Raw genomic sequence first — 20442 nt, 5'->3', positions numbered from 1 at the left:
TATTCAGTTCAGCAGGTGTTACTACTGTAACCAATAAACATCTTGCTACTTTTTCTTAAAAGAATGAAAGACAAGTCCCGGAATATTATTCGTTACTAGTTTAAGATCACCCATATTTAAATACAATGCATTCTTACATTGAGTCTGATATTGTTTTACCCCAATCTGTTCCACTATATTCTGTACAACCTCTTCACAAGGAGAATTTATTCCATCGGATAGGTTCCACAATTCTTCCACATTATCTTTGCGCTTAGTAACAAACCGAAATCCCCTTTTCTTCAATTCCTGTACCAACTCTTCTTTCCCGATACGTGCATTCACATGTACGGTTTTATTCTCCAAGAGAACACCTTTTTCATAAGTATCCACCACTTTCTGTATATCACGTTTTATCCTGTCGATCGTTGATACAGGAGGAACAAACTGCCAAAACAATAATGGAATATATCCTTGAGTCAACTCATACAAAGGTTGTGATATTAAATATTCATTTAAATAAGTCCCCTGTACGGAAACCTTTGTTTGCTCCCGATTCTTATACATAAAATACATACCCATATTTGCACCGAGATTATACATATCCATCATATCATGAGTAGCAATCAAAGAATAAACTTGTGCCGGAGTATGTTCACAAATACCTTTTGATATATTATCAATCTGCCTGTTGACAACACCGCTCTCCCAATCGGCCAAGTCCTTACCTTTTTCAAGAGATAACGTATCATAGTCCACGACATTTCTTGATATCGTTTTGATGTCATGCTCTGAACCGGATTGGGTATATAAAATATAAAGAGAGCCGTCTGCATACTCCTGACCATCCACTCCGGTTTTACTAAGTTTCCGACAATAAGATTCACTTTTCACGTCTTCTCCTATGCCTGCGATAATTACATTTTCTACTTCATGTTCTATTATAAACTTCCGATATTCATCAGGCAAAGCCAATAATTTTATCCAGGCAACTCCGACACCATCCATGGAAGCATCATATCCCAATGTCGCATAACAGGGTACTCCAGCTTGCGAGGAATATTCCAATATAGAAGAAACTTCTTTGGTAGAATTGACAGAAACCAAAAAATGTAATGGCAATACGGGAGCCTCCATAGCTGCAGAAAGATAAGGAACCGCCGGTACTCCCGTAGCTATTATCACAGTTTTAAGTTTCTTCGACTTACCCAAATACTCATTATATAAATCTACTGTATGCTGAACGGATTGTTGAAGGAAATCAGGTGTCCCCCATACCGGTTTGGGACCTCCTCCCGGACCAATCCGCCATGTATGGCTCACACCTGCCGTCAGATTAGCTAAAGATTTTTGGACAGCATATTCCGCACTCATCCCACCATCGAGCATAAACACATTCAAACCTTTATATTCCTCTTTAGCAATCTGATAGGTAGTCAACATTCCGGGAGTTACCACCCTAAAATAAGAAGAATATGTCAACTGTCCCTCCTCTTTTTGATAAACACCTACGGCTGCAGGCGTAAATTCTGAAGGAACTTCCCAAACAAATGGTTCTCCGCCAATCTCCGCAAGAACCGGTTCTCCTTTCTTGGAGAGATATTTCAGTATAATCGTTTTACCTTCTGACTTCCCATCAAAAGTAAACACAACCTTCTCCCCTTGTGAATAAACGAATTTATCCGTCAGCACACGAGCTCCAATCTCTCCTCCTGCCAATAGTGCAATGAAGAAAGTTACCATCAATTGTTTTATATTCATTTCGTTAGTTTAAATCTTAAATCCGATGTTATATCAATGTTCTACTAATCTCATATTTCCAACCTGTGCACAAATAGTACGAAGCTCCTCCAATGTCAGGTACTCCATCGACTTAACCGTATTCCGATACTTCTGCACTCCAATACGTTCAATTATATCATAAGCAAATTCTTCAGCCGAACCTATTTTATGATTAATGCGTCCCAAATACTCTTCCGTTTCTCCATCATCTTCCGGATTCCATTTATCTACACTCTGCCTAATTCTAATATTCTCCGAAGTGACACCTCTTGCTGTCAGCTCGTCATAAAACTCATAGCGTCTCATATTAGAATTCAGATAGAAAGATCCCTCATACAAATGATCAACAACATCAGGAAAATACCCGGCAATAGCTGACTTCAGATAACCATCAATACGTTCTACTGTAGAAGCCGCCGAATTAAATTGCCAATATAATAAAGGTACATATCCAACAAACGCTTCATATTGAGGGTGATTCGTAAGATACTCGTTAAAAATAACTCCATTCACAAAAGGTGCCTGCAACTTGCTTTGATTCTTTTTTATATATTGAAGCGTCAGGAAAGAAGATATATTGTACAAAGCCATCATATCATCAGTCTCAATCGTATAAGCTTTCACATTTGCCATCGCTTGCGCAGAGCCGGATATATTGGCTATCTGATCATCGACAATTCCACTTTCCCAATCAGAGATATACTGTCCTTCACCCAATTTTAACTGATTATAGTCATACAACCGATGTTTCAGTGCGTCAATATCAGCATCCGAACCAAAGTTAGTATACAATATATATAAAGAACCAGGTGCATATTCATCGGTAATTGTATTCTGCGTCAAAACCCTTCGGGAATAAGACTCTCCATGTCCTTCCTGACCTACTCCATAAATATAAACTTCTTCTACCTGATGATCTTTTATAAATTGCTTATATTCTTCCGGCAAATCCAATAATTTTATCCAGGCAACTCCCACTCCGGGCATAGAACCGTCATAACCCAATGTGGCATAAGAGGCATATCCATTTTGATTGGAATAATCGAGTATAGCTTGTACTTCGGAAGCAGAATTAACCGATACCAGATAATGAATAGGTAAATAGGCTGCCCCCATCATTGTTGCAAAGTAAGAAACAGATGCGATCCCCGTTCCAATCACCACTCTCTTTATCTTTGTGGCAGCTCCGATCTCCGAATTGTAAAGCTCAACAGTTTTGCGAACGGAACGTTGCAAAAACTCCGGAGTAGGCGCAACCGGATAAGTACCACCCTGCGGAGCCTCCTCCATGGTGGCAGCTATTCCCTGATCGAAAGCAACTATCGTTTTTAATACACCGAACCCGGCACTCATATCTCCTATCTGACGATAAACAGGAAGTCCCTGATAATCTAACTTTTGAATATCGTAAGTCAACAGCGACTGCTCGTTGACAGCTCTGAAATATGTTCCGTCAATTGTAGTGGTTATCCCATCTTCAAAATCTAACAGGAACTTGACAGCACAGAAGGAAGAAGGCTTTAATGCAGCTGGAAGGGTATACAGTGTCCCGGTATCCACAGGAACAGATTGTCCCGGTTCTATTTGAATATGGGAAGCAACAGACTTTTCTGTCAATACACACCCTCCATCATCCAAGTTCTGAATCACCACTTTTACTTCACGAATATCCATCGGATAGTTCGTTTCATTTTTCAAGGTAAAAGAGCAATTTACAGGATCTCCCGGCCAATAGGCAACTTTATTTAATTTCACATCAGAGGCTTTAGCCATTGTTGTACGAAAGCCGTCATCAACAACTTCCGAATCTTTGCATCCGCTCATGATAGCCAATGCAGAAAAAGCGATGATTATACTTGAAATATAACTAATTATTCTCATTGTGTTTTTCTTTTAAAATTGAATCCTTGTATTTATTCATCAATAAAGTAGCAATCTCAACAACATTACCAACCGGTTCGGAAGGATAACGTTCATGTGACTTGACCCAGTCAATTTCAAACTGCGTCACTCTTTGATGAAAAGCATCAGCATTAAACGGCTGCTTGTTAGAAACAGAGCGAATAACTTCATCTATAAACATTTCCCAACGAGGCGCATAATATCCCGATACTAAACCTCCCCAAGTACGATTTGCGTAATCGTTTAAACTCTGATCTTTATCTCCCCAGGTTGAAACGATAGTACGGGCATTTTCTTCGTAATAGTTTTTAGAAACTTCGTCTGTACCTAATGAACGGGCATCTTCAATCCATTTTCCCAGTAAAAAAGAAGATTGTGTACTTAATAAAGTATCAACATCACGCAGTAGTTGTTTCATTTCAGCTCCTTTTTGTTTTAATAGCGGTAATTGCTTCCGGGAATAAGCTTCCGCAAATTCATCGCGAAGCTTCCCGAAATAATTCCCCAGCACTTGCCTTCCTATATTAACAACATCATATTCATAAGCAGAATGTCGATGTTCTCCGGCTTTCAACAACATCTCCCATACCTCAAACAAAGTTTCATTAGAATACGCTACCGTAGGCGTAGTTGTCCAATTGCCATTTCCTTTTAAACAAGGACGCGCATTCATCAATGCCCCTTGTCCCAAAGCAGCTGGTACTGTATAAATACTGTCATAAAGCAATTTCCATGCCCGACGCATTTGTTGGTTTCTCAAGCCAATTCGCCTGTCTGCCAGTTGTTCTATCCATACAGAGTCCGGCAGATTACAATCCCATGCTTTACTGAAAACATATTCATACATGAAAGGATTTACATCAAACCCCTCCAAAGTAGAACCCAGTCCCGAAAAGTTTTCTCCACCATTGGTATATACATTTTCGATTCGTTTCCCCACTTCTTTGGTGTTTCCGGCAAGCATTGTATTTCCTCCGAAATTTCCTAAATAGCACCATAAATATGGTTGCCCGAAATACCGATCTGTCTGCTTCCAGACTTCAGTATTCTCACAATAATAGTCCAGTAGCAACAGTTTATCTTGAGGGACTGCTTTCAAGAAAGCTTCTACCCGTTCGTTTGTCCATAAATGTCGGTCAATATAGAATAACCATGTCATTTGTAACCAAGTAGCATCCGGATCGACATGCGTCATCGATTGATAAATATGCTTCGAGCAATTGGCTAAAAATTCCGGTTCCCAACTTGGAGGGGCTACTTCATTAAAAGGATCTGCCCCATAAATATGGTCTGTTCCGAACAACTTAGTTTGCTCTTCCAGAAACTCTTTCTGTATGGTTGCAAACAATGGGTCAAGCGGATCCAGAAAGTGGCTTCTGTATTTATCCTCGAAACCTCCCCAAGAGCTCATCCGGCTAATCTTAGCTTCCGGATAGATTCTTTTAAGTTCCGACGGTACATGTCCGGCAAATGCAGGAAGTATGGGGCGCATATTAAATTGACGTTCACGGGCTACGATTTGTTTCTGCAATGCTTCTTGTGTATCCAGCCATTCTTTAGGCAGAGGCCCCTGCCAATAATCCAGGTTAGACATACGATGCCAAGGCAAGTGAGCAGGCCCTGTGAAATAGTTCCGTATTTCCTCATCCGTCAATCCTAATTTCGTCCATACGCGATACCAGACAGATTCTTGTCCGGTGATTGCCAAAGGCATATTGATTCCATTTAAAGCCATCCAGTCTATCAACCGTTCCCAATCCTTCCATGTCCACCATGGCATTGTATAACCGAAGGTACAGTAATTAAGAAAGAATCGGTTCTTGCAACGGGCAGTCGAAGTTATTTTTGCCGGTGGCATGGGTAATACTTCCGGCATCTCCACCGTATCGTTCACATACCAGGAAACAGAGGTAAGGCAGTAATGATTCAGATAATAGTTCAGCCCTACAGCCATCGAATTTGCGTTATTTCCCCGTATTCGTACTGTTCCTCCTTGCGCTTCTATTTCATACCAATCTTTATCAATCTTTTCCGATTGTTCAAAACTAAATTGGGAAGCATACTCCGGAAATAAACGTTCCACCATCTGTTGCATCGCTTTTTCATCTTCTGTACTTTCTTTGCAGGAAGAACACAATACGATCAACATCAGTAGAAATAAACATTTAATCTTACACATACTATTTATATTTTCATTTATATATTTCTTTTAAAAAACGAATGTATCCGATGTTACCCACTAGACACATTCGCTTGTCAAAGGGAGTAGTGTGATTACCGACCTAGTTGGTAATCGTCAGATGTGTAAGTCCCGCATCATCAAAATTCTTTTTAGTAAGCGGCACATCCGGTCCTATAATAACTGTGTTAAGTTTCTTCAGTTTCTTCAGAACTGTCAGGTCAACTTTCGGATTAATCGTTTTATCCACCGAGAAACCTTTACCCTTTATGATAGAAAGTGTTTCCAGATTAACAAAAGGTAAAATATCAACCAATGTTTGTATTTCTCCCTGAATCGTCAGTGATTTAAAGTTCTCTATATCCTGGCAAGCAGGCATACGGTCGGCAAATCCTATCAACCATGTGTCCCACCAATCGAAATATTCAAAACGTAAATCGGTAGTGGACCAGTCTTCGCCGATTGTAGGACCATATATCAATGCCCATTCACCGGATAATGATTTTTTAAATTCCGAATCATTGTAGAAAGGAACATTTTCCGGACGGGTGTTTGAGGCAGGTACATATTTATCCATCAAAGATTTAGTCTGTACTTCAATCGTTTGTTCCGGACCGGCAACTCCTTTCGCCAGAAGTTGTACTTTGATTGTACTCTTTTTATTATGAGGCAAATTGGCAACGTATGAATAATCCGTAGGTTTAAATTTATCCATCACCTCTTCACCATCCCGATCCGTATAAGAAACCTTTATCTCGTCAACAACGGGAGGAAATGCCCACTGCAAAACAGCAGAAGTGGCACTACTTACTCCGACAGCGGCTTCAATCGGTAAGGAAGACAAATCAATATCTGTCGTATTAATCACAGTCTGTTCTGAATAATTCCAGTAATCTCCTGCTGATTCCGTACGTCCCAAAGCTCTTAGATAATATGTGCTGTTAGGGTTTAAGAACAGAGTCTCCGTAAATTCTCCCGACAATTCTGTCAAATTCTTCTTTATTCGTTTGTAAGTATGTGAACCGCTTTCGCTTTCATTCATAGCCGTACGTTGTCCGGGATATTGCTCTTTGCCATATACCAATCCTATTTCCTGATTCTTGGAGCGTTCGTCATTTACCTGATAAGTAAAAGTAACGTTCGCTGTAATGCCGTACAACACTTCCACCTTCTTGATTTTCAATGTTACATTAGGGGTAACAATCAAGTCCATTTTCTTCAAACTACGAATATCACCATAAATGGTATCCAACTCAAAGAACGGTCCGTTCGCCCATACTTTATAGCGGGAAGGATATACTTTGGTATTGCGATATGTTCCTTCAGGAAGTGTGTTATACTCCAAGGGAACCGCTACATTTCCATACTCCAGATCAAGTAACTTTAATTTAGCTCCATAATATTCGGTAGCCACCTTTTCACCGGTCAGCCTGTCAATAAAAGCGCCTTCGTAGCCACCGGTCAAATCGTCCACACGTTCGTCAAGCTCACACCCTGACAGATTCAGTGTTAACACTGCTAAAAGTAACAGTTTGATATTTATATATAATCTAGCTCTATTCATATTCTTTTCTTTTAGGGTTATCAATTCCAACCGTCATTCTGCACGATACCCGGGCTTTTGCTTAAAGGAAGCGGACAATAATAGTCTCTTTCCTCGAACCATTTCACTCTCGTAGCCAAATCCGGTGCTTCTACTTTCTCCAACGTATAATAAACGGAGGCAGGAGAAGTTGTTTCATCGATATGAAGAATGGGATAGAGAGCCTTCAACGTTTTATTGTGCATCTTTTCTTCCCCAATGCGCCAACGCTTCAAGTCCCAATAACGGAATCCTTCATACATCAAGTCTATCCGGCGTTCATGCCGTACAACCTCCAAGTCCATCGTTTTGGCAGGCAATCCTCCATGTATACTACGCAATTGGTCAAAAGCGACTTGGGCAACCGCTAAATAGTCATTCACTCCATAGGTTGAAAGCTCAACGGCAGCTTCAGCCAAATTTAAAATAACCTCGCCATACCGAATAACGACTGCATCCTGATCGTTTTCTTGTATAAGATAATCATCCAGCCTCTTCACTCCATAAAGTGTTTTTTTCAGAAAAAATCCCCAGTTAGTAGTTCCTGCGGCAGAAAGGTTCAAGAAGATACCATCTGCTCCACTTTTCATGTATTTTTCGTGACCGGGCACTTTCCCTGCTCCCATCCAATCTTCTGATTTTTCATAAGAATATTCTTCAGTAGTTCCATCTGTCCTTTTCACAAGTGTTTTCCGGTAAATAGAGAAACGTTCTCCCAAAAACTCTCCTCCCGGATAAATAACAGTAGCATCCAGACGTTTATCACGGTTTGCAAAAAAATCTTCGGGATTATTCTTTGAAGCGGCATAATCCAATGGCTGGATCTTGCCGTCTAATGTTTCAAATTGTTCGACAACATCTAAAGGAGGAACCATAAAGGCACAATAACTAGACCGTTTGATACGATAAGATTGGTACCAGTAATCTTCATATACAGCTACTCCTGTCTTGGCAACGTTAGCAAAACGGAAAATTATCTCATTATTATTTTCATCTTTTCCATTAAACAAATCGCCAAATTCAGTAGAGAGCGCATACTTACCATCATCAACGATTTCCTTTGCTGCTTTTGCCGCTTCCAATAAATATGTTTTCGCCATTTCTTTGCGGATTCCCTGGAAACTATTATTTGAAACTTTTCCATACTTAGCAATAGTCCCCGCATACAACATAGCCCTCGACTTCAACGCCAAAGCTGTATACCGATTGGCACGGTCACGATCTTCTGCTGCAATACGCTGTACTTTCGGAAGCAATACAAGAGCCGAGTCCAAGTTATCTTTTATATAATCCCAGGATTTTTCCTCTGTAGAACGATTGTTGATGGAACTTACATCATCCAACGGACTTGAATACAAAGGCACGCCCCCATATCGTTTCACCATCTCAAAATACAGATAAGCACGAATAAAATAAGCCTCACCGACTGTACTCAACACCCCTTCATTATCCGAATTCTTATAAGTGGCGATAAACTTATTAACAATATTGATTGTCTTATAATTCCATACCGCCTCAAATATTTCACCTTTGCTTTGAGAAAAGACTCCTCCAAAAACAGTACCCGGAGTGTTATTTCTCATGACCCCATTCTCGTAGGTAATATTGCTCGCTCCATCATCGGTAAAAGCATCCAGATGATGTTGCCTGTACGACATTGCTCCGTCACCGATACAATGGATTGATTTACGTAATTCCGCATAATTGGATAAGAACTGTGCTTCTGCCAGTTCGGGATATTTGGCAATGTCCTCTTCACTAAGAATGGTTTTCGAATCGACAGTAAGCCAATCGCTACATCCACAGCACAAGCTCAATGCCAATACCATATATATGATAGATTTTACTTTCATAACCTGTTAGAATTTAAGATTTATACCTACATTAAATGACATGATTTGCGGATAGCTGGCAAACGAATACTGACTTTCAAGCTGTTCCGGATCAAAGAATTTCTGTGAGGAGAAGGTCAGGCAGTTATAAAGATTCGCATAAATCCTCAACTGTTTGATATTAGCCTTCTGGGTAATTCGTTGTGGCAAAGTATATCCCAATTCCACATTTTTCAGACGAATGTAACTTCCATTCCACATCCAAAAATTAGAACTTAGACGATTGATCGTTACTGATGTAAAATCCCGGACCGCAGGAAAATACCCGGGTATCCATTCTGAATTCGGATCAGTATAATCGGCACGATGCCAACGATCGCCGAAATATTCCCAAGTGTTCAGGTTGGTAGCCCCTTCCTGGAAAGCATCCATATCGAAAGCACCGATCTGGAAGTCCGACAATGCTCCTCCCTGCCAGAACATGGAGAAATCAACTCCCTTCCAGGAAAGTCCCAGGTTAATACCATATACCAACTCCGGATAAGCATTTCTTCCGATAGGACGTTGGTCATAATCATCAATATAGCCATCGCCATTCCAGTCTTCATACTTTAAGTCACCCGGCAATATGGCACTGTTATTATTCGAATTATTATGCATGGGCGCATTAACTATTTCTCCATACGACTGATAACGTCCAATACAGTTATATCCCCAACGTACGTTATTCCAATGTCCTTCAGTGTTCCATTTCCATTCGTCATAACCGCTTGTAAATCTTCCGTGCTCAATGTTCCCTTTCCGAGTCCTGGACCACGACATATTTCCTCCGACAAAATAGTTGACTTCTCCTATTTTATGCTGATGATTTAATGAAAATTCAAAACCACGGGTGTTGTCATGGTCTAAGTTATACCAAGTGGCTAATGCTCCTGCATTATCATTGGCCTTTTGTGCCGGAAGTCCCTTACGCTGACGATAGAACACATCTGCCGATCCGCTAAGTAAGCCATTCCACAACTTAAAATCAACACCTGCATTTATCATTGATGATGTAGCCCATGTAAAATCCGGATTAGGATTCAAAGTGGGGTTCAATCCATAGATGATGCGGTCGCCAAAATTCATCGGAGTACCCGGGTATTGATAGCCGCTTTGAAAATAGTATTGCTCATTATTGGCATAATATTGACTGGCAGCCGACAAGTCACCCAATTCTCCCCAGGAGGCACGAATTTTAAACTCATTCAAGACTTCCTTCAACGGGTTCATAAACTCTTCGTTTGTCAGCATCCATCCTACAGAGGCAGAGGGAAAGAAGCCCCACTTATCGGCAAAATACTGGGCACCATCATATCGGAAGTTGAAATCGACAAAATACTTGGAACGGTAATCATAAGAGAAACGACCGATGAAAGAAGCCGTCCTGTATTTACGGAAAACTTCACTATTTGTCACTTGTTTATTGGCAATTCCACCCGCCATCATATCCAACACAGTAGAAGGAAATTCCCCACGAGACGTAACAGTAGAACGGTTTTCCGCATCCGAAAATTCAAAGACCAGTCCGCTGTTTATATTATGATTCCCGAACGAACGGATATAATTGATAAAACCTTGTCCGGTTATATTATAGGAAAAACCATCTTCCAAACTCAAACTTGCTTTATTGGCATTAGAGGCGGAAACACTCTCATAATATTCCTGCGCATCCTCCCGATAGCCCATATAAACGATATTCATATTCCAGTTCTTATTCCACGAATCAGATTGCGTATATCCCATCGTAGCCTTCAAAGAGAGCCCCTCTACAAAGGGAACCTTATACTCCAAAGAAAAATCCACATTCAGATTCTTGGCTATTTTCTTGGAATATCCGGATGCCTCTTTATCCGCCAATGCCATCGGATTCACCGTGCCTTCCCCACCAAAAGCATAATAGTCGTCATGCCCCGGCCACTTTACCGGAATATTCGGAGCCATATCTTTCATTTTGCGGGCTATCTCATACGAAGCGGATCTCGGATAATTCAGACTGTTAATGACAGCTCCCACTCCGACAGATAACTTCAAGTTTTTCAGTATATCCGCATCCAAATTACTACGGAAATTGAAACGATTCTTATCAGTAGAATTTGTTGACCAAATACCTCCCTGATATAAATAGCCGGCTGAAATAAAATAACTGACTTTATCTGTGCCTCCCGAAATATTGATATTGGACTGGGTGATAGGAGCGTTCTTTATCATTTCCTCATACCAATTGGTATTATAAGCATAGTCACGTGTAGCCATATCAGCGGGAGTAATCACCGCGTTCTTATCATTAATCAATTTCATATTAGCATAATATTCACCGACTAATGTCTGCCACAGCGGGGTTGATGCGGGCTGTGGATAGTTATGCGGCATTTGCAATCCGAAGCGTGTATTGATATCCAATGTCGTCGGTTTGTTTTTTCCTCCTCTTTTGGTTGTTACAAGAATAACTCCATTTGCTCCCTGCATCCCATAAACAGCGGCAGCCGATGCATCTTTCAATACAGAAACGGACTCAATTTCGGAAGGATCGATATCACTATAATTTCTTCCCGGAATGCCATCCACTACCACCAAAGCAGAACCAAAACCGCGAATTTTCAAATCGGCACCATCCGAACCCGGTTCAGCACTGGTCTGACGGGAAAAGACTCCGGACACACGCCCTGTCAACGCATTCTCCAGATTGGGGACTGTGGACTTAACTAATTCCTGATTGTTTATAGTCGAGACGGAACTGATTAATTTCTCACGTGTACGGGTCGTATATCCCACCACAACCACTTCATCAATTGTTTTTGTATCTTCAACCAACACCACTTCCGCCAGCTTATTCATTTCTTTTGCCGAATAAGTCATAGGAGCAAAACCGATATAGGAGAAAATAATCTGCGAATCATCCGAAGGCACATGGATGGAATAAGCACCATTAAGATCACTGACGGTCCCGATATTAGTACCTTGCACTACAATACTAACTCCGGGCAACGGTTCACGAGACTGGTCGAATACCACTCCTTTTACAATAGAGCTTTGACCTTCTTTCTTCGTTTTTTCCTGCAATACTTTCTTTTTAATAGTTATCTGTTTTTTATTAATGCTATAGGTAAGCTCCATGTTAGCAAAAACTTTATCCAGAATTTGCTCTACTGTCATGTTTTTGAAACGTGCAGGAACCTTCACATCCTTATCTATCAATACGTCATAGTAGAAAAAGACATAATCACTCTTTTCTTCTATCTTCTTAAAAAGTTCCATTAGTCCCAACTCTTTATAGTCCAAAGTAATTGTTTTCTTCTGGGCATACAATTCAGTAGGAAAAGCGGATAGCAGAAACACACCCAATGCTAGAAAAAAGCATATAAAGGGCCTTCTCACACTTAGGCAAGTGTGATTCTTTTTTTGATGTTTTTCATTCATCTGTTTAAGAATTAAAATTATACTTCAATATTTTAAGGCTATTCTATTACGAATAAAACTGGCTGGTATCCTTTCCCTCTCAAAAGGATAAATTAGAGTATGGTTTTTCACATATTAATCATAGGCTATTTTTTCTTTATTGTTACTTTATAAACATTGTTTTCCTTACTTATTACCACAGGAGCCGTTTCTGTGATAGTATTCAATATCTGTTCGATCGTATCGTCCAAATTCAGTTTTCCGCTACAAGTGATTTGTTGTTGTTTATCATAATCAATTCTTACGTTATAGTATCTGGACAGTTGTTTGAGTATTCCGCCAAGCTCTGTGTTTTTAAACGATAATCGTCCCTCCTTCCACGACACATAATCCTCCACATTCACTTTATCTACCACATATTTATCAGTGGATTGCCTGAACCGGTCATTGGGTAAAATACGTACAGATTCTCCATTAGATGCTGTTACCTCCACTTTACCTGTAACCAGCACAACACTTTTCTCTACATCTTCCCGATAAGCCGAAACATTGAAAGAAGTTCCCAACACTTTTACTCCCATATCCGACGTCTTAATAATAAAAGGTTTCTCCGGATTAGGAGTCACGTCAATATATATTTCTCCATCTACATATATTTCACGCTTCTTATCCTCAAAATGTGTTGGATATAGAAGCACCGTTCCTGCATTCGCCCATATTTTCGTACCATCGCAAAGAGTGACACGGGCACGTTTGCCATACGAAACAACTAATTTATTAAATTCCCCTTCACCAGCATCTGTCATCATTTGATCGTAAGCCAAATCCGGATTACCTTCAAAAGTTTCTTTCAACTGATCGTCAACAAAAAGCTGCGTTTTACCACTCATAAACACAGAGTCATTCACTTGCAACAAAGCTAGATAATCAATTGCCGGAGCACTTTTCCAAATAACCTCTACCGAAACAAACAGGATAAGAATAGCTGCCGCAACTGAAGCGCTCCACCATCTCATCTTATACAATCGATGTTTACGTTGAGACATTTTCCGATTTTGAATGGCTTGTTCCAGTTTCAAACAAGCATTATCCACTTCTTTTGGGGGTAAAACCGGCTTTTCCCACTTCAACGCCGCCAGTCTCTCCATCGCTTCTTTTAAATACGGCTCACGATCGGGACAATCGGCAATGATTTTTCGATAATAATCTCCTTCTCCGGAATAATACCAGAAAAGAAATAAATCATCGTTCAAAAAATCGGCTGTAGTATATGATGAATATTCTTTCATTATTTATTTCAATTAAAGACCTGTTTACTATATATACGAGATTCGTATGCCTTTCATCTCCTTTTTTCCTCAAAAAAATAAATAAAAAAGCAGAGAGGTATAGGTTTACGCTCCCCACCTTCCGTATACAATACTCTTTTTCAATTATTTAAAGACAGAAACGCCATGCAGGTATAAGATAAGAAAAAACAGAAAATAATCTTTTGAATCCAGTTTTCTTAATTTCTCCATCGCTTTAAAGACTTGTCCGCGCACCGTTTGAATTTTCATATCCAGCATTACCGCAATCTCTTCATAAGGCATTTCCTCTATAAAATGTAAATAGACTATTTCCCGCTGATGATCTGTCAGCAAATCAAGAATTCTATTCACCCTTTTTTTCAGTAATAAGTCTTCTTCATCAGAAATAAAGCTTTCTTCAACGGATACGGATAATTTAAAACTCCTTTCCTCTTCTTCTATAGAAGATGTATCTTTCTTTGTACGCTCCCAATCAATCAGCTGATTCCTAACCGAACGCAACAAATAAAATTTTATTTTCTTCTCATCAATACACAGGCGCTCATTGAAATACAATTTTAGATATACTTCTTGAATTGCATCTTTCACATCTTCGGTATTGAACCCCAAACTCACTCCATAAGCATACAAATCTTGATAGTAGAATTTGTAAAGTGCAATAAATTGCATATCCCCTTCCTGAACAGATTGATGATTTGATTCCCAGAACTTCATTTTGATATTTTCGATATTTTCAGCAGTTCATTAAACTTTCAATTAACAGATTGGCACAAAGATAATAAGCTTTCGGACTTTATTCGTTCATTATTTAAAAAACTTGCCAGGTTCCCTGCCACTTTAACTGGTATCTTCTTTTTCCATACAAAAATGAATCAAGCATACGGTTGAAAGGTATTGCCAAAAATTCTCCATCAAGATACTATCGTTATTTCTTTCTCTGCCTAATATTATTAATCTCATTGCTTACAGGGCAGACGCATTAAAAATTATTGTTCTGTAAAAGTTGTGACAAATATTTTTCATCCCATCCGGCTTTTAGTCTTTTCAGATTCATACTTCCTTTTGTTGTTTTATCCTTCTTTAGTATGGTAAGTGCCATCTTTGTTGCCACCGAAAAGTTTCTGGCTGCATTTTTCACCTTTTTACTGTAGTCTTCTCGAAAGGTAACATCCAATTGCCAATGAAGATTATTCTCAATAGACCAATGCTGTCTGATGGCAGATGCAATCTCCTCCGGTTTGGTATTATCAAGTGAAGTTACATAGTATCTGACCTCTTGAGTATATTCTCCTGTTGCTACTATTGTTCTCTCCGACTTTATCCCTACAATAGACTTCAACCCCACAAGTTTCTTCTTAAACATTTTCTCCATTATAGAACCATAACTGACTACAGTACAGGTTCTTTTCTCAACTCTTCCATGTCCGGTATTTTCCGACACATGCCTGGTGACTCTATTGATTATTTCATCTCTATCCTGATAATCGTCAATAATTTGTTTAGCTAGTTGATAATTTTTTTTCTTATTCTCCTTTATAGCTATAATATAATTTGCATCACGCTCAATAATGGTCTGGGTTATATCTTTCTGGCATCCCATCGCGTCAATTGTAACAATACAACCACTTAGTTCCAAAGAGTTAATCAACAATGGAATAGCTGTGATTTCATTGCTTTTATCATCTACTTTTACCTGACCTAAAGAAATTCCATTAACGGCAGACCAGGCGGAAACCATCCATAATTTGAATCCTTCTTTTCCCGTAGTATGCTCTCCATCACATTGGCTTGGACCACGCATGAGCTTGCCATCTATAGCTACAACGCCTTTCACCTCCTGACAAACTTGTTTTACCCAATTACGAAAGATCAACTCAAAATACTCGGGCTTTATTATACTGAAGAATCTATTAAAAGTATCATGACTAGGGATGAACTCCAGGTCAGGTATGCGACTTTTGAAAAAAGCAATTTTCGCATTGCCAAATTCCTCAATCTCATTCCAAGACTGGGCGCCACAGATTACAGCAGCAATGGATATATAGATAATAGTTTCCATTTTATGTACTTTTTTGCGGTTCATCCTAGGATCTTCTATTTGTTTACAAAGGTCAATTATGCCAATTTTCATGTTAGTTTATGTTTTATAATATCTTATAAAGATAAGGAAAATAATCGACATATACAATAGATAATACACTAATAGTCAATAATATAAAAATAAAATACAAGTTGTAAGATAGTAAAAAATATAATGCGTCGACCCTGTCATTGCTTATTATTACTTCGTTCCACTATAGTTACTCTTGCGTTCAACTATAGTTATCCGTAAGGGACACTATAGTTATTCTTGCGGAACACTATAGTGGAACGAAATAATAGTAGCGAACGAAGTAACTCCGAATAGACAAGCAATTATAAAAAAATAGCTGAATGAATCATTTGCCATAATAGTACATTCTTACGCAGCTACATTCTGTATATAACCATGCAAAAAACAGCTTCTTCCACCCAAACTTTTTATCATACCTATATATTATCGGGAACTTCGACCTTTAACTAAAATTATTACGGAAAAATTTCTTTAATTAGGATTATCGTTGTAATTTTGTCGCGCTAAAAGATAAAACAAATTATCAACTTTTTAAATATATAGTATTATGTCAAAAGTAACCGTAGTAGGCGCAGGTAACGTAGGTGCTACATGTGCAAATGTACTTGCTTTTAATGAAGTAGCAGACGAAGTAGTAATGCTGGACGTTAAAGAAGGCGTTTCAGAAGGTAAAGCAATGGATATGATGCAGACAGCTCAATTGTTGGGTTTCGACACTACATTGGTAGGCTGCACGAACGACTATGCTCAAACTGCTAACTCTGACGTTGTTGTGATTACTTCAGGTATTCCTCGTAAACCGGGTATGACTCGTGAAGAACTGATCGGTGTGAACGCTGGTATCGTTAAATCGGTAGCAGAAAACCTGTTGAAATATTCTCCTAACGCTATCATCGTTGTTATCTCCAACCCAATGGATACAATGACTTATTTGGCATTGAAAGCTCTGGGCTTGCCGAAAAACCGTGTGATCGGTATGGGTGGTGCTCTGGATAGCTCTCGTTTCAAATATTTCTTGTCTCAAGCTATCGGTTGCAACGCTAACGAAGTAGAAGGTATGGTTATCGGTGGTCACGGTGATACTACGATGATTCCTTTGACTCGTTTCGCTACTTACAAAGGTATGCCTGTAGCTAATTTCATCTCTGCAGAGAAATTGGAAGAAGTTGCTGCTGCTACTATGGTAGGTGGTGCTACGCTGACTAAATTGCTAGGTACTTCTGCATGGTATGCACCGGGTGCAGCAGGAGCATTCGTAGTTGAATCTATCCTTCACGACCAAAAGAAGATGGTTCCTTGTTCTGTATTATTGGAAGGTGAATACGGCGAATCAGATCTTTGCATCGGTGTTCCTGTAATCCTTGGCAAGAACGGTATCGAAAAGATCGTTGAACTGAACCTGAACGAAGACGAAAAAGCTAAGTTCGCAGCTAGCGCAAAAGCTGTTCACGGAACTAACGCTGCTTTGAAAGAAGTAGGTGCTCTGTAATTAAAATCCCCTTACTTTATATATCAAGAAAGGCTGTTCCTCGCCATGAGGAATAGCCTTCTTTCTTTTCAACAGAATCCATCCCCACTATATTTCTAAAAAAAGCTAATTCGTTTTGAGTTCTCACAGAAAGCACATACATTTGCATCGTTGTTTATGCAATTATTGTTTAAGTAAACAAGTACAAAAAAACAGACTACTTCAATAAACAAATTACATAAGAACCGGGTTATTAAATATAGAAGTATCACCTTATTAATATGCAAGATGCGATGAAAAAAGTATTTCTTCTGACAATTCTGCTAAGTCTCACTTTCATAGGAAAAGCGCAGAACTTTCTAAGTCTGGATAGTTGCCGCGCATTAGCTCTTGCCAACAACAAAGATTTGTTGATAAGCAATGAGAAGATAAATGCTGCTCATTATCAACGGAAAGCTGCATTTACGAATTATCTTCCCAATTTCTCGGCAACCGGAGCTTACATGAGAAACCAGAAAGAGTTTTCATTATTAAACAACGACCAGAAAGCTGCGCTTTCAGGACTAGGAACTAATCTGGCAGGCCCTATCCAACAGGCTGCAACCGAGATTGCAACAGCACATCCTGAATTAAAACCACTTATTGCTTCCTTAAGCGGAAAACTAGGAGCGGCTCTGCCTGCTCTCGACCAAGCGGGAAACTCTTTAGTGGATGCGCTCCGCACAGACACCAGGAATGTCTATGCAGGTGCTCTTACATTGACACAGCCTTTATATATGGGTGGAAAAATCCGGGCGTACAACAAAATAACAAAGTATGCCGAAGAGTTGGCTCAAGAACAACACCACGGTGGCATGCAGGAAGTAATCATGAGTACAGACCAGGCTTATTGGCAAGTTATTTCGCTGGTTAATAAGAAGAAGTTGGCGGAAGGTTATTTAAAGCTCTTGCAACAGCTGGACGGTGATGTGGAAAAAATGATTAATGAAGGAGTAGCCACCAAAGCGGATGGCTTGTCTGTACGCGTCAAGGTGAATGAAGCAGAAATGACACTCACCAAAGTGGAAGATGGATTGAGCCTTGCCCGAATGTTGCTGTGCCAACTATGCGGTATTGATCTTAGCTCCCCCATCACGCTAGCAGATGAAAATATGGAAGATATTCCATTACTGACAACAGACCCTCATTTCGATTTATCTACCGCTTATGAGAATCGTCCGGAAATACGTAGTCTCGAATTAGCGACACAGATTTATAAACAGAAAGTAAACGTAACCCGTGCCGAACATCTTCCTTCTATCGCATTGATGGGGAATTATATGGTAACCAACCCTTCTGTCTTCAACAGCTTTGAAAACAAATTCAAAGGCATGTGGAATGTGGGAGTGATGGTACAGATACCTATATGGCACTGGGGAGAAGGTATTTATAAAACGAGAGCGGCAAAAGCCGAAGCCCGCATTGCACAATACCAGCTTCAGGACGCACGCGAAAAAATAGAGTTGCAAGTCAATCAAGCCGCTTTCAAGGTAAAAGAAGCAGGTAAGAAACTGGTTATGTCTTCCAAAAACATGGAAAAAGCGGAAGAGAATCTGCGCTATGCAACGCTTGGTTTTAAAGAGGGAGTGATTGCCACAAGTAATGTTCTTGAAGCACAAACGGCATGGCTGTCCGCTCATTCAGAAAAGATTGACGCACAAATAGATGTGAAGTTAACAGAAATCTATCTGAAGAAATCTCTGGGAACACTGAAATAAATAAAAAGCAGAAAAATAAAGTAAAGAACCCAATCAGAAACAACCCAATCCCTAACCAACTCACAATCCATAAAACATAAATCATAAATCATAATTCATAAATCATATGGCACCTATAAAATCACAAAACAGCAATATGCTGCTTGCATTCCTTACTCTACTTGGAGTTATTGCAATCGTTGCAGTCGTTGGCTTCTTCATGCTTCGCAAAGGTCCTGAAATTATACAGGGACAGGCTGAAGTTACCGAGTATCGCGTTTCGAGCAAAGTTCCGGGACGTATATTGGAATTTCGCGTGAAAGAAGGACAAAGTGTCAATGCCGGAGATACGCTGGCTATTTTGGAAGCTCCTGACGTAGTGGCAAAAATGGAACAGGCACGTGCTGCCGAAGCTGCCGCACAGGCACAAAACGCAAAAGCAATCAAAGGCGCGCGTGAGGAACAAATCCAGGCAGCATACGAAATGTGGCAAAAAGCCCAAGCAGGCGTCACCATTGCCGAAAAATCATATCAACGTGTAAAGAACCTCTATGAGCAGGGAGTAATGCCTGCACAGAAATTGGATGAAGTCACTGCGCAACGGGATGCAAGCATTGCTACAGAGAAAGCAGCCAAAGCGCAATATACTATGGCAAAGAACGGAGCGGAACGTGAAGACAAGATGGCCGCGGAAGCTTTGGTAAACCGGGCAAAAGGTGCTGTTGCCGAAGTAGAATCGTACATAAAGGAGACTTATCTCATAGCTCCGGCTGCCGGAGAAGTTTCAGAGATTTTCCCGAAGGTAGGCGAATTGGTAGGTACTGGTGCTCCCATCATGAATATCGCTGAACTCAACGATATGTGGGTAACATTCAATGTACGCGAAGATTTGCTCAAGAACCTGACGATGGGGTCGGAGTTCGAAGCTATCATTCCTGCTCTGGATAATAAAAAGATCCAGCTCAAAGTATATTATCTGAAAGACTTAGGCACTTATGCTGCCTGGAAAGCAACCAAAACGACCGGACAATTTGATCTGAAAACATTCGAGGTGAAAGCTTCTCCGGTAGAGAAAGTGGAAAATCTCCGTCCGGGTATGTCTGTTATCATTGACAAGTAAC

12 protein-coding genes are annotated in these 20442 nt (G+C 39.9%); 3 read left to right on the top strand and 9 right to left on the bottom strand.

Translation table 11 applies throughout. From position 1 onward, the window contains the following. Positions 1 to 45: 45 nt before the first annotated feature. From INE92_RS23875 to INE92_RS23835, 9 genes are all read right to left on the bottom strand, one after another. The gene (locus tag INE92_RS23875; RefSeq protein WP_015532303.1) at positions 46 to 1740 is read right to left on the bottom strand and encodes a hypothetical protein; all 1695 of its coding nucleotides are present in this window, start codon (positions 1738 to 1740) and stop codon (positions 46 to 48) included. A 33-nt stretch (positions 1741 to 1773) separates the two neighbouring features. Further along, on the bottom strand, positions 1774 to 3642 hold the full coding sequence (locus INE92_RS23870) for a hypothetical protein (RefSeq protein ID WP_015532302.1): 1869 nt from the start codon (positions 3640 to 3642) through the stop codon (positions 1774 to 1776). Beyond that, positions 3629 to 5842, bottom strand: coding sequence for an alpha-N-acetylglucosaminidase (locus INE92_RS23865; protein ID WP_229097043.1), 2214 nt, complete (start codon positions 5840 to 5842; stop codon positions 3629 to 3631). The genes INE92_RS23870 and INE92_RS23865 overlap by 14 nt, the downstream gene beginning before the upstream one ends. 103 nt (positions 5843 to 5945) lie before the next feature. Then, positions 5946 to 7406, bottom strand: a complete 1461-nt coding sequence (locus tag INE92_RS23860; RefSeq protein WP_134992994.1) for a DUF3823 domain-containing protein — start codon at positions 7404 to 7406, stop codon at positions 5946 to 5948. Positions 7407 to 7426: 20 nt separating this feature from the next. Continuing rightward, complete coding sequence (locus INE92_RS23855; protein ID WP_015532300.1) at positions 7427 to 9277, bottom strand: RagB/SusD family nutrient uptake outer membrane protein; 1851 nt, start codon at positions 9275 to 9277, stop codon at positions 7427 to 7429. A gap of 6 nt (positions 9278 to 9283) precedes the next feature. Next, a complete protein-coding gene (locus INE92_RS23850) occupies positions 9284 to 12553 on the bottom strand; it encodes a TonB-dependent receptor (RefSeq protein WP_229097042.1) in 3270 nt (1089 codons plus the stop codon). 287 nt (positions 12554 to 12840) lie between these two features. Next, positions 12841 to 13983, bottom strand: coding sequence for a FecR family protein (locus INE92_RS23845; protein ID WP_015532299.1), 1143 nt, complete (start codon positions 13981 to 13983; stop codon positions 12841 to 12843). 144 nt (positions 13984 to 14127) lie between these two features. Further along, positions 14128 to 14718, bottom strand: coding sequence for an RNA polymerase sigma factor (locus tag INE92_RS23840; protein WP_004297236.1), 591 nt, complete (start codon positions 14716 to 14718; stop codon positions 14128 to 14130). A 265-nt stretch (positions 14719 to 14983) separates the two neighbouring features. Beyond that, positions 14984 to 16135, bottom strand: coding sequence for an ISAs1 family transposase (locus tag INE92_RS23835; RefSeq protein WP_008018700.1), 1152 nt, complete (start codon positions 16133 to 16135; stop codon positions 14984 to 14986). 529 nt (positions 16136 to 16664) lie between these two features. Here INE92_RS23835 and mdh point away from each other — a divergent pair. The 3 genes from mdh to INE92_RS23820 all read left to right on the top strand — a co-directional run bounded on the left by mdh (position 16665) and on the right by INE92_RS23820 (position 20441). After that, the gene (gene mdh / locus INE92_RS23830; protein ID WP_004297234.1) at positions 16665 to 17606 is read left to right on the top strand and encodes a malate dehydrogenase; all 942 of its coding nucleotides are present in this window, start codon (positions 16665 to 16667) and stop codon (positions 17604 to 17606) included. A 272-nt stretch (positions 17607 to 17878) separates the two neighbouring features. Then, positions 17879 to 19342 carry a TolC family protein gene (locus INE92_RS23825; protein WP_008776704.1) on the top strand — a complete coding sequence of 488 codons (1464 nt, stop codon included), beginning with the start codon at positions 17879 to 17881 and terminating at the stop codon, positions 19340 to 19342. A 106-nt stretch (positions 19343 to 19448) separates the two neighbouring features. Then, complete coding sequence (locus INE92_RS23820; RefSeq protein ID WP_008776703.1) at positions 19449 to 20441, top strand: HlyD family secretion protein; 993 nt, start codon at positions 19449 to 19451, stop codon at positions 20439 to 20441. The last annotated feature ends 1 nt before the right edge of the window (position 20442 follow it).

It is taken from the genome of Bacteroides xylanisolvens (assembly GCF_018289135.1).
GTDB lineage: Bacteria > Bacteroidota > Bacteroidia > Bacteroidales > Bacteroidaceae > Bacteroides > Bacteroides xylanisolvens.
The sequence above is the reverse complement of the archived record's forward strand: the minus strand, read 5'-3'. Positions and strand labels throughout refer to the sequence as shown.

What these genes read in the sequence shown, in the direction of transcription:
- mdh (WP_004297234.1), top strand. Translation starts at nt 16,665, where the DNA reads ATGTCAAAAGTAACCGTAGTAGGCGCAGGTAACGTAGGTGCTACATGT.
- INE92_RS23870 (WP_015532302.1), bottom strand. Translation starts at nt 3,642, where the DNA reads ATGAGAATAATTAGTTATATTTCAAGTATAATCATCGCTTTTTCTGCA.
- INE92_RS23875 (WP_015532303.1), bottom strand. Translation starts at nt 1,740, where the DNA reads ATGAATATAAAACAATTGATGGTAACTTTCTTCATTGCACTATTGGCA.
- INE92_RS23820 (WP_008776703.1), top strand. Translation starts at nt 19,449, where the DNA reads ATGGCACCTATAAAATCACAAAACAGCAATATGCTGCTTGCATTCCTT.
- INE92_RS23825 (WP_008776704.1), top strand. Translation starts at nt 17,879, where the DNA reads ATGAAAAAAGTATTTCTTCTGACAATTCTGCTAAGTCTCACTTTCATA.
- INE92_RS23840 (WP_004297236.1), bottom strand. Translation starts at nt 14,718, where the DNA reads ATGAAGTTCTGGGAATCAAATCATCAATCTGTTCAGGAAGGGGATATG.
- INE92_RS23860 (WP_134992994.1), bottom strand. Translation starts at nt 7,406, where the DNA reads ATGAATAGAGCTAGATTATATATAAATATCAAACTGTTACTTTTAGCA.
- INE92_RS23835 (WP_008018700.1), bottom strand. Translation starts at nt 16,135, where the DNA reads ATGAAAATTGGCATAATTGACCTTTGTAAACAAATAGAAGATCCTAGG.
- INE92_RS23855 (WP_015532300.1), bottom strand. Translation starts at nt 9,277, where the DNA reads ATGAAAGTAAAATCTATCATATATATGGTATTGGCATTGAGCTTGTGC.
- INE92_RS23850 (WP_229097042.1), bottom strand. Translation starts at nt 12,553, where the DNA reads ATGGAACTTTTTAAGAAGATAGAAGAAAAGAGTGATTATGTCTTTTTC.
- INE92_RS23865 (WP_229097043.1), bottom strand. Translation starts at nt 5,842, where the DNA reads ATGTGTAAGATTAAATGTTTATTTCTACTGATGTTGATCGTATTGTGT.
- INE92_RS23845 (WP_015532299.1), bottom strand. Translation starts at nt 13,983, where the DNA reads ATGAAAGAATATTCATCATATACTACAGCCGATTTTTTGAACGATGAT.